The sequence below is a fragment of the Kitasatospora papulosa genome (genome assembly GCF_000717245.1).
Lineage (GTDB): Bacteria > Actinomycetota > Actinomycetes > Streptomycetales > Streptomycetaceae > Streptomyces > Streptomyces papulosus.
In genome coordinates this window covers 1,146,321-1,161,176 of sequence record NZ_JNYQ01000004.1, presented here as the reverse complement: position 1 = coordinate 1,161,176, position 14,856 = coordinate 1,146,321, and the positions used below count along the sequence as shown (strand labels likewise).

Here is a 14,856-nt window from a genome sequence, read left to right as displayed (position 1 = left end):
CGAGTGGTCTTTTCGAATCACACATTGACAGGCTGGGGTGAATTGACCGGTGTGCCAGGGTATTTGGAGCCCTTCGGATCCGAAACCCGATTCCGGCCGCGACACGCGAACGGCCCCGCGTCCTCGGGGGACGCGGGGCCGTGACGCCGGGTCCGCTCAGGCGGACCGGACGGATCAGGCGGTCAGACGCTCACCGGTCGAGGTGGCGAAGACGTGCAGCTCGTCCGGGCGCGGCACGACGTGCAGCTCGGTGCCCTTCTCCGGCACGGCACGGCCGCCGACGCGGACGACCAGGTCCTTGTGCTCGCCACCGACCTGCGCGGCACCGTAGACGAAGCCGTCGGCGCCGAGCTCCTCGACGACGTTGACGGAGACGGCGAGACCGGCCGGGGCGTCGGAGGAGGCCTTGGAGAGGCCGGTCGCGGCGGCGCCACCGTGCTCGACGATGTCGAAGTGCTCCGGGCGGATGCCGACCGTGACGGTGGTGTCACCACGGTTCGCGGCGGCGGTGAGCGCCTCGCGGGAGACCGGGACGACGCTGTTGCCGAACTTCACGCCACCGTCGGTGATCGGGACCTCGACGAGGTTCATCGCGGGGGAGCCGATGAAGCCGGCGACGAAGAGGTTCGCCGGGCGGTCGTACATGTTGCGCGGCGAGTCGACCTGCTGGAGCAGACCGTCCTTGAGGACCGCGACGCGGTCACCCATGGTGAGGGCCTCGACCTGGTCGTGGGTGACGTACACGGTGGTGATGCCGAGGCGGCGCTGCAGCGAGGCGATCTGCGTACGCGTCGACACACGGAGCTTGGCGTCGAGGTTCGACAGCGGCTCGTCCATGAGGAAGACCTGCGGCTCACGCACGATCGCACGGCCCATCGCCACACGCTGACGCTGACCACCGGAGAGCGCCTTCGGCTTGCGGTCGAGGTAGTCGGTGAGGTCCAGCATCTTGGCGGCCTCTTCGACCTTCGCCCGGATCTCGGTCTTGTTCACACCGGCGATCTTGAGGGCGAAGCCCATGTTGTCCGCGACGGACATGTGCGGGTAGAGCGCGTAGTTCTGGAACACCATGGCGATGTCCCGGTCCTTCGGGGGCAGGTGCGTGACGTCGCGGTCACCGATGCGGATGGCACCGCCGTTGACGTCCTCGAGACCCGCGAGCATGCGCAGGGAGGTCGACTTGCCACAACCGGAAGGACCGACGAGGACGAGGAACTCGCCGTCCGCGATGTCGATCTCGAGCTGGTCCACAGCCGGCTTCGTGGAGCCGGGGTAGACGCGGGACGCCTTGTCGAACGTGACACTGGCCATGGCGATTCTTCTCCTCCACCGGCAGGAACGTGCCGGACGATCCGAGTAAGGGAGTGGTGTGGTCCACTGGAGTGAACCTGAGGTGACGCTACCTGGCGTTTTCGGATCTGTCAGTAGTCCGAAGGGCATGAAAAAGTCCGAGGCCGTGAGAAATTCGCCGGCAGAGCAACGCACTTTTGACCGTGTGCAAGCCACGGCAGAACTCCGTCTCCGGGTCCGATGCCGTTCGCTGCACTTCCTGCTTCAGCGCCCGCTGCCGGTCGTACGTATCCCTGGGGGATGCGCCCGCCCGGTCCTACACGGGCTCCACGGGCATCACGGCCGACGGCCCGTCGGTCCGTACCGCTCCCTCACGCGGCCGACAGCACCGCCGGCAGCTCCGACGCCTTGATCACAGGCGGAGGCACGCGCCCCGACGGCAGTGCGCACGACACCAGGCGGTAGAGCCGCATCCCTTCCTCCCTGAGGTTTCGCGCCGCGTTCACATCCCGGTCGTGCCACGCGCCGCACTCCGCGCACAACCACTCCCGGACCGACACGTCGAGGGGCGCCCCCTTGGCATGGCAGTCGGCGCACCGCCGTGTCGAGGGGAAGAAGCGGTCGACGATCACCAGCGTGCGCCCGTACCACGCGCACTTGTACCGCAGCTGCCGCAGCAGCTCGCCCCAGGCAGCGTCCTTGATCGAGCGGATGAGTCCGGCCTTACGCCGACGCCCTCTCCCCGTGGCGGGCCGCAGCAGGTTCGTGATGGCCAGATCCTCCACGACGAGCACTTGGTTCTCGCGCACGAGGCGGGTGGTCAACTGGTCCAGCATGTCCTTGCGCGCGTCACTGATCAGCGCGTACAGCCGAGCGATGCGTTCCCGGGCCTTGTCCCGGTTCGCCGAGCCCTTCTTCTTCCGGTGCAGCCCTCGTTGCAGCCGTGCCAGTTCCTTCCCGTACTTCCGCATCAGGCGCGGATGATCAATCTTCGTCCCGTCGTCCAGCGCCACCAGCGCCGCCAGACCCAGGTCGATCCCCACCGCCCTCGGCTCATGCCCACCTGGCAGGAACGCGGCAGGCAACGGCTGGATCCGCTCCTCCACCAGCACCGAGACGAAATGGCGCCCCGCCCGGTCTCGTGTCACCGACAGTTTCACCGGGTCCGCACCCTCCGGCAGCGGTCGCGACCACCGCACGTCGAGCGGCTCCGACTGCTTCGCCAGCGTCAGCCGCCCCGTGCCCGGCAGTTCGGGGTCGTCCACCCAGCGGAATCCGGTGCGCACGTACGTCGCCGAGTTCCGCGAGCGGCGCTTCGTCTTCCGCTGCGGATACTTCGCCGACTGCTTGAAGAAGCGTGTGAACGCTCCGTCCAGATGACGTAGTGACTGCTGCAGCACCGTCGACGACACCTCCCGCAGCCAGCTCGTCCCTGACGCCTGCCGCCACCCCGTCAACGCACGGCACGACTCGGCGAACCCCACCGACACGCGATGCTGCTCCCAGGCGCCGACACGCAGGGTCAGCGCCTCGTTGTAGACCCAACGGCAGGCCCCGAAGGTCTTCTCCAGCTGCTCGGCCTGTGCCGGGCTCGGGTAGAAGCGGTAGCGGTACACACGCTGCTGCGTGCCGGCCTCCTTGGCCCGACTTCTCGGAACCCCGCGTGTGCTGCCGTGGTCCGTCCTGCGGTCGGCGATGCCGAGGGCCTCCCGCTTGATGCGTCTCGCCTCTTCGCCTGTCACCCGTACCGGCTTGTCCACCGTGTCCGTCATGCCCGCCCTCCGACTGTCCGATATACGGAACAGCACGTCAGTCCTTTTAACGCACGGGTGGTCGGAGGGTCACGGCGGTGGCGAAACTTCGTGGATCGCGGCGCGCGCTGCTGTGTAGAGTGAGGGCTTGCGCGCGCGGTTTCGGCGTGCGCTGTGCCGCCTTAGCTCAGTTGGCAGAGCGGTTGCCTTGTAAGCTCCAGGTCGTCGGTTCGATTCCGACAGGCGGCTCGAAACGCCAGGTCAGCATCATGCTGGCCTGGTTTTTTGTTGCCCGGGCCGCGATATCGGATCAGATCCACCACTCCCGGGACGCGGACGTTTCCGCGCGTGTAAGAAATGTGCAGGAAGCGTGGAGACGGGTGGGGAGAGCGATAGATGAGTCGTCGGTCCAACGGTCTGGTCGGTGCGTGGGCGGAGGCCCAGCGGCAGCTTCAGCGCCAGCACGAAGCGCAGCATCGTGCTGCCGTTCAGGGAGCACGCGAGCAGGAGCGGTTGCAGCGGGCCCACGAGCGCGACATGGCGAGGCTGCACCGGGAGCAGCAGGCCGAGTACCGGCGCAGGCGTGAGGCGGACGCGAGACGCCGTACGGAGGAGCTCGAAGCTCGGGTCGGTGTGCTGGAGGGTCTGCTGGCGGCCGGCTCCCGGGTGTCTGCGTTCCGGACGGCGTCGCTGGGGCGCGCTGAGGAGATCGAGCCGTTCGCTCCTGGGCAACTGGCTTGTCCCGTACCCATGCCTGCCGTTAACCGGTACCAGGTGCAGGGCGGCTGGACCGCCGGACGGCGGGCTCAGGCTCAGCAGGAGGCGCACGCGAGGTACCAGCAGGACTGGCGGGCCGCGCAGGCGGCGGAGGCGCAGCGACAGCAGCAGCTCGCGGCATATCGGCGTCAGTACGACGACTGGGCGCAGGGGTAGTTGAGCGAGATCCGGCGGCACAACGCGGGGGTCTCCGAGCTGGCGGTGGCGCTGCGACGAGGTGATGCGGGTGCTGTGGTGGAGTACTTCTCGGCTGCGCTGTACTCGTCGTCGGCCTGGCCGGCGGAGTTTCCCCGTCAGGTGACCGTCGCGTTCGATCCGGCGGGTCGGCAGCTTGTACTGGACTGGGAGCTGCCGGGCTTCACGGTGGTTCCCGAGTCGAAGAGCGTGCGGTATCTGGTGGGCTCGGACACGGAGAAGGAGACGCCGCGGCCCGTGGGCCAGCGAAGGGCCCTCTACCGGGACGTGCTGGCTCAATGCGTGCTCCTCGTGTTGCGGGACGTTTTCGCGGCGGACGAGTTCGAGGTCGTGGAGTCGGTGGCGCTGAACGGCTTTGTGCATGACATCGATCCGGCGACTGGGCGCCAGGCGTCGGTCTGCCTGAGCACGACGATGGTCTCGCGGACGGAGTTCGGCGGGTTGAACCTGGAACAGGTGAATGCGGTGGACTGCCTGACGGGCGCGTTGCGAGGACAGCTGTCGGCTCGTCCCGATCAGCGCCTGGCCGTCCGGCCGGGCAGGATTCCGGCGGAGCTGGAGTCCGGCTCGGTGTCGCACGGCGGCGGTGCTGAGCCGGATCTGCTGGAGATGGATCCCATCGAGTTCGAAGGACTGGTCGCCGAGCTCTTCCGGGCGCGAGGGATGCATGCGGTGACCACGCAGCGTTCCAACGACGGTGGTGTCGATGTCGAGGCCATGGATCCGGACCCGATCAGCGGCGGCAAGATCATCGTCCAGGTGAAGCGCTACCGGAACACGGTTCCTCCGAGTGCCGTGCGTGATCTCTACGGCACGGTCCAGGGAGCTGGGGCCAACAAGGGTGTGCTGGTGACGACGTCAGGCTTCGGCCCCGGCTCGTACACCTTCGCCGAGGGCAAGCCGCTGACTCTCGTGTCGGGTACGGAGCTGGTCGACCTCCTGGGGCGCTGTGGGCTGCGGGGGAGGCTGCCGGGTGCTGGCGGGGCCGGGGTACCGGCTCAACGGTCGTCGCCCGAGGGCGAACCCGCCGGTGAACACAATGTGCTGGGTATGACGTGGTCGGGCGGCGTGGCCCTCGATGTGTGCGCATTGGTGTGCCGGGGCGGGCGGGTGCTGAGTGATGACCACTTCGTCTTCTTCAACAATCCGCGGACTCCCGACGGCGCTGTGCGGGCTGTGCCAGGGTTCGCGGAGGACCGGGCGGCCTTGAGTGTGTCGTTCGACGCGCTTCCCGCTGAGGCCGACCGTGTGGTGCTCGTGGCCGCTGTGGATCCGGAGGCTGAGCCTTCCGGCGATCTCGCGGGTTTCACGCAGGCCTGCATCCGGCTGCGGGATGCCCGGGGCGTGGAGCTCGACCGACTGGAGGTGTCCGACGGCAGGGCGGGGGAGGTGGCGCTGGTCCTCGGCTCGTTCAGACTGCGGGGTTCCGGTGACTGGGAGTTCGTGTCGGGAGGAAGGGGATACCCCGACGGGTTGGGGGCCTTGCTGCGGGAGTACGGCATCGAGGTCGCATAGAGGGCCGCCGCCCCTCGCTGCCCCGTGCCGAAGCCGATCGCGGTGTCCACACGGGTCGGGGCCCGGCGTCCCGGTTCAGACACCCCCAGTCCCGCCGTCCTCCCGGTCCGGGGCGCGTTCGAAGTCCTCCTCCGCCTGGCGCTGGATCTCGTCGGCGTCGGCCAGGAGGCGTTCGATGCGGGCCGCGCCGCCGGGGGCGGGTGGGGGGACGTCCGTGAGGGTGTCGTACAGGTAGTCGCAGGCCTCCGCCTCGGTTGCGAAGCGGGCGATGACTTCCTCCTGGCCCCGCTGGCGCAGCAGGACCGGCCACGTGTCGCCTTCCGGGCGCAGGACGTAGTAAGCGTCCAGCTGTACGGGGACGCCGTGGACTCCCGGGATCTCGTAGAGCGCGTCCGGTACCTCCTCGCGGCGGAGCCGTTCGGTGAGCTCGGTCCTGTTCATCGGTTCCCCTTGCATGCGCCTGGGCGGGCCCGGTCGTGCCGGGCCCGCCCAGGGGAGTGCGGTCGTGATCAGTTCAGGGCTTCGAGTTTCTCGGCGTTGACCAGTTCCGAGACCCGCTGGTCCGTCTTGTACTGGATCCCCAGACCGGGCTGCCCGAACCAGGGGCGGATGCGGCCGGCCTCGACGGTGAACGCCTCCGTGACCCGGTACAGGTGGTAGCTGTTCGGGTAGTCGGTCGTGTAGGTGACGAGGTTGCTCGGCGGGATGGCGCGCTTGGCGTACGGGGTCCCTGCGGGGGCGAGGAAGTTGCCGCGTCCGCTGCCGAAGAGGTCGACCAGCTGTCCCACGCGGAGCGTCAGGTTCTTCTTCACCGGGTTGCCCGCGCGGTCGAGTACGAAGCCGTCGTGGTCCGGGTACCACCAGCCGGACTCGCCGCTGGTCGGGTTGGTCTGCCAGTAGCAGCCGAGGAACCAGTACGCGGAGGTCGGGCCGGTGCGGTGGTAGTCACGCAGCATCGCCCCGATGGCGCCGGTCCTCGGCAGGACCTGTGGACCGAGCCGCCAGTCGTCGAGGTAGTACTCCTCCAGGGGTGTGGTGGGTGCTCCGTTGGTCCCGCGTGTACGGGCGTCCGTCGGGCAGTGGGTCGCGGGGCGGCCATGGTCGCCGGGGTCGGCGTGGGCGGCCGCGGGTGTCAGCCCGACGAGGAGGAGCAGCGAGGCGATGGCGCCCGATGCGATGTTTCGCAGCACCCGCATGGAGGTGGTCCCTTCTCACGGCCCGTGTCGGCCGCGGAGGGCGGCAGGCGGGCTTCGAGGTCGCGTGGAGGCGCCCGTGAGGGGACGCCGTGGTGATGGGCCCTCAGTCAATGGCGGATGCGGTGGTGCGCGAGGACGGGGATACGTGCCGTCACCCGTTCGGAGCCGGGCTTTCTCCTGATCGGCCTAGGACGGGTCTCCGGCGGCGCACAGGGGTGGCCGGCCCGGGCCTGCGACGCCGCGGCCGGTGGCCGACCCGGGCCGGCGGTGCCCGGGTCGGTGGGATGTGGGCCGACGGTGCCCGGGGCGGCGGGAGCCGGGCCGGTGGCCGGCCCGGTCAGTGGCGTCCGGAGATGCGGTCCGCCGCCTTCGCGAGGGGATCCGTGGCGAGGGAGGAGGAGGCGGCTTCGCGGCGGTCGGCGGTGCGGTAGGCGGCGTAGAGGGCGTGGACGCCGAGCCAGCGGAGGGGTTCGGGTTCCCAGCGGCGGACCTTGTGGTTCACCCAGGGGAGGGTGGTGAACTCGGTGGGGCCGGCCTGGCCGGAGTCCTGCTGGATGAGGTCGCGCAGGGTGCGGGCGGCGAGGTTGGCGGTGGCGACGCCGGAGCCCACGTAGCCGCCGGCCCAGCCGAGGCCGGTGCTGCGGTCCAGGGTGACGGTGGCGCACCAGTCGCGGGGGACGCCGAGGACGCCGGACCAGGCGTGGTCGATGCGGGTGCCCGCGGTGGTGGGGAAGAAGCGGACGAGCAGGTCGCGCAGGGCCTCGACGGTGGCGGGCTGGGTCCGGCCGTCGTTGTCGGTCGCGGAGGCGTAGCGGTAGGGGACTCCGCGGCCGCCGAGGGCGATGCGGTCGTCGGCGGTGCGCTGGGCGTACACGTAGGCGTGGGCCATGTCGCCGAGGGTTTCGCGGCCGTCCCAGCCGATGGTGTCCCAGAGGGCGGCGGGCAGCGGCTCGGTGACGATCATGGAGGAGTTCATGGGGAGCCAGGTGCGCTTGTGGCCCTTGAGTCCCGCGGTGAAGCCTTCGGTGCAGCGCAGCACGTAGGGGGCGCGGACGGTTCCGTACGGGGTGACGGCGTGCTTGGGCTTGATCTCGGTGACGGGGGTGGACTCGTGGATCGTGACGCCGAGGGCCTCCACGGCGGCGGCGAGGCCGGTGACCAGCTTCGCGGGGTGCAGGCGTGCGCCGTGCGGGGTCCAGATGGAACCGACGGCGCCGGAGACGCGGATGCGTTCGGCGGTCTCGCGGGCTCCGCGCAGGACGCGGTCGGTCTCGCCGAACGCGATCTCCACGGAGTGGAAGTCCTTGAGCCGGGCGAGCTGGGCGGGGGTGTGGGCGATCTCGAGGACGCCGCCGTGGTGGATGTCGGCGTCGATGTTCTCCTCGTCCGCGACGCGTATGACCTCGCCGACCGTGTCGTTCATGGCCTTCTGCAGGCGGACCGCCGCGTCGTGGCCGTGCAGCTTCGCGTAGCGGTCGCGGCCCGCTATGCCGTTGTAGAGCCAGCCGCCGTTGCGGCCGGAGGCGCCGTAGCCGCAGAACTTGGCTTCCAGGACGGTGATGTTGAGGAAGGGGACGGCCTTCTTGAGGTAGTAAGCCGTCCAGAGTCCCGTGTAGCCGCCGCCGACGATGCAGACGTCGGCTGAGGTGTCACCGGGCAGGGGCTCGCGTGGGGTGGGGGTGCCCTTGTTCGCGTACCAGAACGAAATGCCGCCGTTGACGGTACTGACGGTGCTCATGTGTCCCCTGCTTGTCCGTGTGCAGCCCAGTCGCTGGAGGGACGTTACCTCTAGGCTCGCGCTGTGATCGACGTTCCGGGTGACCTGGTCGTGAATCTGAGGACGCACAGCGGTGCGGTGGGGCGGGAGTTCGCCGACGCGCTGCCCGCTCTCGCGGGGAGGTACCTGGAGGAGTGGGGGCTGCGGCCCGACGGGGCCGCGATGAGCGGGATGTGTGCGCTGGTGCTTCCCGTGCTGCGGGCGGCGGACGGCCGACGGGCGGCGTTGAAGCTGCAGTTGGTGGACGAGGAGACGGTGGGGGAGCCGGTCGCGCTGCGGGTCTGGGGCGAGGCCGGTGCGGGGGTGGTGGGTCTGCTGGACCATGATCCGGCGACCGGGGTGATGCTGCTGGAACGGCTGGACGAGCGGCGTCCGTTGACCGGGGTCGCGGATGCGCGGGCGGCGGTGCGGGTGCTCGCGGAGTCACTGGCCCGGCTGGTCCGGGTGCCGGCTCCGGCGGGGATGCGGACGCTCGGGGACGAGGCCGTCCGGATGCTGGAGGAGGCGCCCGGTGCGGCCGCGAGACTGGCCGACGAGGGCGAGCGGCGGTTGCTCATGGACTGCGCGGCCGCGGTGCGGGAGGTGGCCGGGGAGCCGGGTGACCGGCTGCTGCACTGGGACCTCCACTACGACAACATCCTGGCCGGACGTGCGGAGGACGGCCGGGCGGGGGAGTGGGTCGTGCTCGATCCCAAGCCGCTGGGCGGGGATCCGGGGTTCGAGCTGTTTCCGGCGCTGGACAACAGGTTCGAGGCGTCCGAGGTGCGGTGGAGGTTCGACCTGCTGTCGGGGGCGCTGGGGCTGGACCGGGAGCGTGCGCGGGCGTGGACGCTGGGGAGGGTGCTGCAGAACGGGCTGTGGATCCGGGGCGGGGGGACCCGGCTTCCGGCGGACCACGCGGAGATCGCCCGGCGGTTGCTGGGGCGGGACCGGTAGGCACGGAACGGCCCTTAGGCTGCCCCCATGATTCGTGCAGCCACTTCCGAAGACGTCCCCGCCATCCACGCCATGGTCCGTGAGCTCGCGGACTACGAGAAGGCGCTCGACGAGGCGAACGCCACCGAGGAGCAGTTGCGCGAGGCGCTGTTCGGCGAGCGGCCCGCCGCGTACGCCCATGTCGCGGTGTCGGACGACGACGGCGACGTGGTCGGCTTCGCGCTCTGGTTCCTCAACTTCTCGACGTGGCGCGGGGTCCACGGCGTGTATCTGGAGGACCTCTACGTACGCCCGGAGAGGCGTGGTGGCGGTTACGGGAAGGCGCTGCTGACGGAGCTTGCGCGGATCTGCGTGGAGCGTGGTTACGGGCGTCTGGAGTGGTCGGTGCTGGACTGGAACGCCCCGTCCATCGCGTTCTACGAGGCGCTGGGCGCGCGTCCGCAGGACGAGTGGACGGTGTACCGGCTGACGGACGGGGCGCTCGCGGAGCTCGGGGCGGCCTGAGCGCGGGGCCGCCTGAGCCGGGGGTGGCGCGAGCCGCTTCCAGGGTGCCCGGGGGCGGAGGGCTCAGGCGGTGCGGGACCCGGCGCGCTGCGCTCCGCCCAGGTGGTCGAGGGCCAGGAGCGCCGCCTCCATCCCGCTGTTGAACGCGACCTCGCTGAGGAGTCCCGGGGCGGCGACCTGGTCGCCCGCGAGCAGGATTCCGTCGCCGCGGTCGACGGCGGGCCGGTCCCGCCACGTCGTGCCCGGTCCGTCGACCGCTCCGGTGCGGCCGGACGCGAGTGCTTCCCGGCGCCAGGTGGTGCGGTCGCGCCAGCCGGGGAAGCCGAGGTCGAGGAGGTCCTCGGCGCGGCGCAGGGCGTCGGCGCGCGGGGTGCCGGGGGCGAGGGGGATCTGGGCCTGGAGGAGCTGTTCGCCGGGCGGGGCGAGTGTGGGGTCCTGGGCGGTGAACCGTTCGATCCAGCCGGGGGCGTCGAGGTCGGAGACGATGAACGGGTCGCCGCGCCGGGTCCGCAGGGCCAGGTCGAGCAGGGCGGTCCGGCCGCTGTCCCAGGTCAGGGTGGGGTCCTCCAGGAGGGTGCGGGCGGACTCCAGATGGGTGGCGACGATCACGGGGCCGCCGCGCCGGAGTTCCGCCAGCTCCTGGGGGCCGACGCGTGCGTCGGTCCGGATGCGTACGCCGAGGTCCCAGGCCCGGGCCGCCATCCGGTCGACGAGCCGCGCCCAGCCGCCGACCGGGTAGCGGGCCTCCGGGGGCAGGGCGGTGGCACGGCGCAGCCGTTCCTGGACGAAGGCGGCGGAGAGCGAACCGGGGTCGTGGTGGAAGAGGGCGACGCCCATGTAGTGGGCCGCCGCGCGGGCGCCCTCCTCGCCCACCTGGGTGGTGGCCCAGCTGTGGAAGTCGGTGTCGACGGGCGCGCGGTGGGGGCTGCGGCGGGTGAGGCGCAGCAGGGCGAGGGGCGGGGTCCTGCGCAGTGCGCCGTCGCGGTGGAAGAGGAAGCGGGCGCCTTCGATGGGCGGTACGGAGGCGAAGGGGCCGAGGAGCCCGCGCCGTTCGAGCCAGGCCCAGTGGGGGCCGCGGCGGTAGAGGGCGTGCGGTCCTTCGTTGGTGAGGTAGGGGCCGTCCGAGGTCCTGGCGCGTCCGCCGAGCGTGTGGTGGGCCTCGTGGAGGGTGACCTGTGCCCGGGATTCGGCGGCGGTGATGGCGGCGGTCAGTCCGGCGAGGCCGCCGCCGACGATGTGGATGCGCTGCATGGCTGGGTCTCCTCGCGGTGGGCGCTTCTGACGTGAGGACGGTCGGGCCGGCCGGTTTCGTGACACCGGGCCGGGGCGGTGTCAGTGGTGTGCGTCACGATGGGGGGCATGGCACGTACAGGCAACAGGAGCGGCAGGGGCGCGGGGGCGAAGGACGGGGTGGCTCCGGCGAGGCGGCCGGAGGTCCGGCTGCCGCCGCTGGTGGAGTACGACGGTGAGGGGCTGGAGCCCGACGGGGATTACGACGGGGTGCGGTTCGAGGGGACGGACCTGGCCGAGGCGTCGGGGCCCGGGGCGCGGTTCATGGACTGTGAGCTGCGCGGGTGCGCCCTGGACCGTGCGGAGCTGGTGCGGGCCAGGTTCATCGACTCGGTGCTGACGGGTGTGCGTGGTGTCGGCACCGATCTCGCGGGGGCGTCGCTGAGGGACGTCGAGGTCCTGGACGCGCGGCTGGGCGGGGTGCAGCTGCACGGTGCGGTGCTGGAGCGGGTGCTGGTGCGGGGCGGGAAGATCGATTACCTGAATCTGCGCAAGGCGCGGCTGAAGGACGTCGTCTTCGAGGGGTGTGTGCTCTCGGAGCCGGATTTCGGGGAGGCGCAGCTGGTGCGGGTGGAGTTCCGGGACTGCGTGCTGAAGCGTGCCGACTTCAGTGCCGTGCGGATGGAGTCGGTCGATCTGAGGACGGTTGCCGAGCTCGACATCGCGCGGGGTGTGGAGCGGCTGGCGGGGGCGGTGATCAGCCCGTCCCAGCTGATGGAGCTGGCTCCGGCGTTCGCCGCGCAGATCGGGGTGCGGGTGGAGGCGTAGGCGTACACCCGCAGGCCCGGGCCCGTCCCCGCGTCCCCGTGCTCGGGTGGTGTCAGAGGCGGGGGAAGCGGGCCTGGAGGTCCCAGATGACGGGGTTGTCGGCGAGGCCTTCGTGCATGTCGGCCAGGTCGGCGATCAGGTCGTGCAGGAAGTCGCGGGCCTCACGGCGCAGCAGGGAGTGGTTGAAGGTGAGCGGGGGCTCCTCGCCGGGCATCCAGTCGGCTTCGACGTCCACCCAGCCGAAGCGGCGTTCGAAGAGCATGCGGTCGGACGACTCGGTGAAGTCGAGTTCGGCGTACTGCCGGCGGTGCGAGCGGTTGCCCCGGGGGTCGCGGTCGATCTGCTCGACGATGTCGCAGAGTGCCCAGGCGAAGTCGAGTACGGGGACCCATCCCCAGGCTGTGGACACCTCTCGGTCTTCCTTGGTGTCGGCGAGGTAGACGTCCCCGGAGAACAGGTCGTGCCGCAGGGCGTGGACGTCCGCGCGGCGGTAGTCGGTCTGCGGGGGGTCCGGGAAGCGCCGGGAGAGGGAGTAGCCGATGTCGAGCACGGTTCGATGGTGTCATGTCCGGCGGGCGCCCCGCGCCGAGCGGCGGGCGGGGGGAGGTGACTGGGCCGTCCGGGTGAACGCGGGTGGTGCCCGGCGCCCGGGGAGCGTGGGCTACGGGAGCAGGCGTTGCTCCTTGGCGACGGATACCGCTCCCGCCCTGGTGTCCACGTCGAGCTTCTCGTAGATCCGCCCCAGGTGGGTCTTGACGGTGGCCTCGCTGATGAAGAGGGCTCGTGCGATGTCACGGTTGCCGAGGCCCTGTGACAGCTGGCCCAGGATGTCGAGTTCGCGTTCGGTCAGGGTGGGCCGGGGGCTGCGCATCCGGGCCATGACCCGGCTGGCGACCGGCGGGGAGAGTGTCGTGCGGCCCTGTGCGGCGGCCCGGATCGCGGCGAAGAGTTCTTCCGGGCGTTCGGCCTTCAGCAGGTAGCCGGTGGCTCCCGCCTCGATGGCCCGGGTGATGTCCGCGTCGGTGTCGTACGTCGTGAGGACGAGCACGTTGACCGCGCCGGCCCCGGCGGTGGCGATGCGGCGGGTCGCCTCGACACCGTCGATGCCCGAGCCCAGCTGGAGGTCCATCAGGACGACGTCGGGCGTGAGCTGTGCGGCGAGGGCGACGGCCTCCTCCCCGCTGCCCGCCTCGCCCACGACGTCGATGTCGGGTTCGCCGCCGAGCAGGGCGAGCAGTCCGGCCCGTACGACGGCGTGGTCGTCGCAGAGCAGGATCCGTACGGACGGGGTCATGCGTGTTCCTCCGGGGCGGGTGGGGTGGGCGGGGCGCCCGGTGCAGATGGTGTGACCGGGGCGTCCGGGTGCGTGGCCAGGGGCACGGCGGCGGACAGGACGGTCCCTTCGCCGGGTGCGGATTCGACGGTCAGGGTGCCGCCGAGCTGCTGGACCCGGGCCCGCATCGCGGGCAGCCCGTGACCGCGTACGCCGCCGGCCTGGCGAGGTGTCTGCCGCTCGGGGCTGAAGCCGCGGCCGTTGTCGGCGACGTCGAGGACGACACGGTCGTCGAGGTGGGTCAGGGTCAGCGCGGCGACGGTGGCCTCGGCGTGCTCGGTGACGTTGGCGAGTGCACCCTGTGCGATGCGCAGGAGTGCGGACTGCACCCGGTCGGGAAGCGTGGTGGCCGGTGCGCCCTCCACATGGCAGCGGACGGTGAGGCCTCCGCGCGCCTGTGCGGTCTCCCGGTCGGCGAGGGCGTGCAGTGCCGCCTCCAGCCCGCCTCCCTCGGCCAGGTCGGCCGGCGCGAGGTCGTGCACGAAGCGGCGGGCCTCGGCGAGGTTGCGCTCCGCGATGCCGGTCGCCGTGAGGACGTGGCGGCGGGCGGTGGCCGGGTCGGTGTCCCAGGAGCGGTCGGCCGCCTGGAGCAGCATCTGCTGGCTGGACAGCCCCTGGGCCAGGGTGTCGTGGATCTCCATGGACAGCCGCTGGCGTTCGGCGAGGGTCCCTTCCCGGCGTTCGGTGGCGGCCAGTTCCCGCCGGGTGCGGAGCAGGTCGTCGATCAGCTCGCGCTGGCGTACGGCCAGGTCCCGTTGGCGTACGGCCTGGCGCTGCATGTGGACGAAGACGGCGGTGGCGACGGCCGCGACGGCGGGCGGTGCCAGGACGAGGTTCGGGTCGAAGCCGGTGGCGAGCCGTAGCTGCGCTGCGACGACGAACAGGGTGAGCAGGGCGACGAGCGCCAGGGCGGCGCGCGGCGGCAGGATCCGCAGGCCCGTGTAGAAGAGCGGGACGGCGCACCACGCGAAGCTCGGCGCGAGGACGACCAGGACCATCCACACCACGACAAGGGCGCCGAGCCAGGTCAGCCGGCGGGGTGTGGGGCGCGAGCCGAGTACCGGGCCGAGGAGGTACAGCGCGGCGAGCACGGCCGACAGCCCGATGATCCAGGGGGTACGGGTCTCGCCGGGGTGGCGCATGAGGAAGCGCGCGAGGGAGGCGCCGAGCAGCAGGAAGAACGCGGCGTGCATGAGGAGGGCCAGCCACCGCGCGTCCGGATCGCCGGCCGCACCCGCACGGTGTGCCGCGTCCGCGTCGGACGGCGCCGTTCGCTCCGGGTCCGGCCCGGTTCCGTTCTGCCGCACGTCGTACCCCGCGCTCCCTCGGCCCTGTCCCGTCCTGCGTTCTCGCGTCACCGCGCAGCGGCTGACCTGCGTGGACATCCCATGGTCACCTCTGCGGGCCACCTCCGCATCAACCGATCGGCTGACGGGGCCGTCGTCCGACACGGGTGGGGCTTCGAGCCGGTACGCCGACGGTCCGGGCCTGGTTCCGGCCGGAGGATCGATACCGGAAGCCGAA

At 71.3% G+C, this 14,856-nt stretch carries 12 protein-coding genes, 1 tRNA gene and 1 pseudogene; 5 read left to right on the top strand and 9 right to left on the bottom strand.

What is annotated here, in order from left to right:
• Positions 1-174: 174 nt before the first annotated feature.
• Positions 175-1,311, bottom strand: a complete 1,137-nt coding sequence (locus IA22_RS0116630; protein WP_014154882.1) for an ABC transporter ATP-binding protein — start codon at positions 1,309-1,311, stop codon at positions 175-177.
• Between the two features lie 350 nt (positions 1,312-1,661).
• The gene (locus IA22_RS0116625) at positions 1,662-3,062 is read right to left on the bottom strand and encodes an RNA-guided endonuclease InsQ/TnpB family protein (protein ID WP_030124016.1); all 1,401 of its coding nucleotides are present in this window, start codon (positions 3,060-3,062) and stop codon (positions 1,662-1,664) included.
• Between the two features lie 155 nt (positions 3,063-3,217).
• Between IA22_RS0116625 and IA22_RS0116620 the strand changes: the two genes are divergently transcribed.
• Positions 3,218-3,290, top strand: a tRNA-Thr gene (locus tag IA22_RS0116620).
• Positions 3,291-3,437: 147 nt separating this feature from the next.
• Positions 3,438-5,528, top strand: a pseudogene (locus tag IA22_RS34125) (restriction endonuclease).
• A 75-nt stretch (positions 5,529-5,603) separates the two neighbouring features.
• On the opposite strand, the gene IA22_RS0116610 reads toward IA22_RS34125, so the two are convergent.
• From IA22_RS0116610 to IA22_RS0116600, 3 genes are all read right to left on the bottom strand, one after another.
• Positions 5,604-5,969: a hypothetical protein gene (locus IA22_RS0116610; RefSeq protein ID WP_033248226.1), complete on the bottom strand. Its 366-nt coding sequence runs from the start codon at positions 5,967-5,969 to the stop codon at positions 5,604-5,606.
• Positions 5,970-6,037: 68 nt separating this feature from the next.
• Positions 6,038-6,724: a TNT domain-containing protein gene (locus IA22_RS0116605; protein ID WP_015578185.1), complete on the bottom strand. Its 687-nt coding sequence runs from the start codon at positions 6,722-6,724 to the stop codon at positions 6,038-6,040.
• A 337-nt stretch (positions 6,725-7,061) separates the two neighbouring features.
• Complete coding sequence (locus IA22_RS0116600) at positions 7,062-8,462, bottom strand: NAD(P)/FAD-dependent oxidoreductase (protein WP_030124014.1); 1,401 nt, start codon at positions 8,460-8,462, stop codon at positions 7,062-7,064.
• A 63-nt stretch (positions 8,463-8,525) separates the two neighbouring features.
• On the opposite strand from IA22_RS0116600, the gene IA22_RS0116595 reads away from it, so the two are divergent.
• Together IA22_RS0116595 and IA22_RS0116590 are read left to right on the top strand one after the other, a co-directional pair.
• Positions 8,526-9,437, top strand: coding sequence for an aminoglycoside phosphotransferase family protein (locus IA22_RS0116595; RefSeq protein ID WP_014154877.1), 912 nt, complete (start codon positions 8,526-8,528; stop codon positions 9,435-9,437).
• Positions 9,438-9,464: 27 nt separating this feature from the next.
• Positions 9,465-9,941: a GNAT family N-acetyltransferase gene (locus IA22_RS0116590; RefSeq protein ID WP_014154876.1), complete on the top strand. Its 477-nt coding sequence runs from the start codon at positions 9,465-9,467 to the stop codon at positions 9,939-9,941.
• Between the two features lie 63 nt (positions 9,942-10,004).
• Here the strand turns inward: IA22_RS0116590 and IA22_RS0116585 are convergent, their stop codons facing one another.
• Entirely contained in the window at positions 10,005-11,192 is a 1,188-nt protein-coding gene (locus tag IA22_RS0116585; protein ID WP_030124013.1) for an NAD(P)-binding protein, read from the bottom strand.
• Between the two features lie 99 nt (positions 11,193-11,291).
• Between IA22_RS0116585 and IA22_RS0116580 the strand changes: the two genes are divergently transcribed.
• Entirely contained in the window at positions 11,292-11,999 is a 708-nt protein-coding gene (locus IA22_RS0116580; protein WP_078640136.1) for a pentapeptide repeat-containing protein, read from the top strand.
• A gap of 52 nt (positions 12,000-12,051) precedes the next feature.
• Here the strand turns inward: IA22_RS0116580 and IA22_RS0116575 are convergent, their stop codons facing one another.
• The 3 genes from IA22_RS0116575 to IA22_RS0116565 form a co-directional block, all read right to left on the bottom strand.
• Entirely contained in the window at positions 12,052-12,549 is a 498-nt protein-coding gene (locus IA22_RS0116575; protein WP_014154873.1) for a hypothetical protein, read from the bottom strand.
• 111 nt (positions 12,550-12,660) lie between these two features.
• On the bottom strand, positions 12,661-13,293 hold the full coding sequence (locus IA22_RS0116570) for a response regulator (protein ID WP_015578190.1): 633 nt from the start codon (positions 13,291-13,293) through the stop codon (positions 12,661-12,663).
• Positions 13,290-14,717, bottom strand: a complete 1,428-nt coding sequence (locus IA22_RS0116565; protein WP_030124011.1) for a sensor histidine kinase — start codon at positions 14,715-14,717, stop codon at positions 13,290-13,292. Before IA22_RS0116565 ends, IA22_RS0116570 begins: the two co-directional genes overlap by 4 nt.
• Positions 14,718-14,856 lie beyond the last annotated feature (139 nt).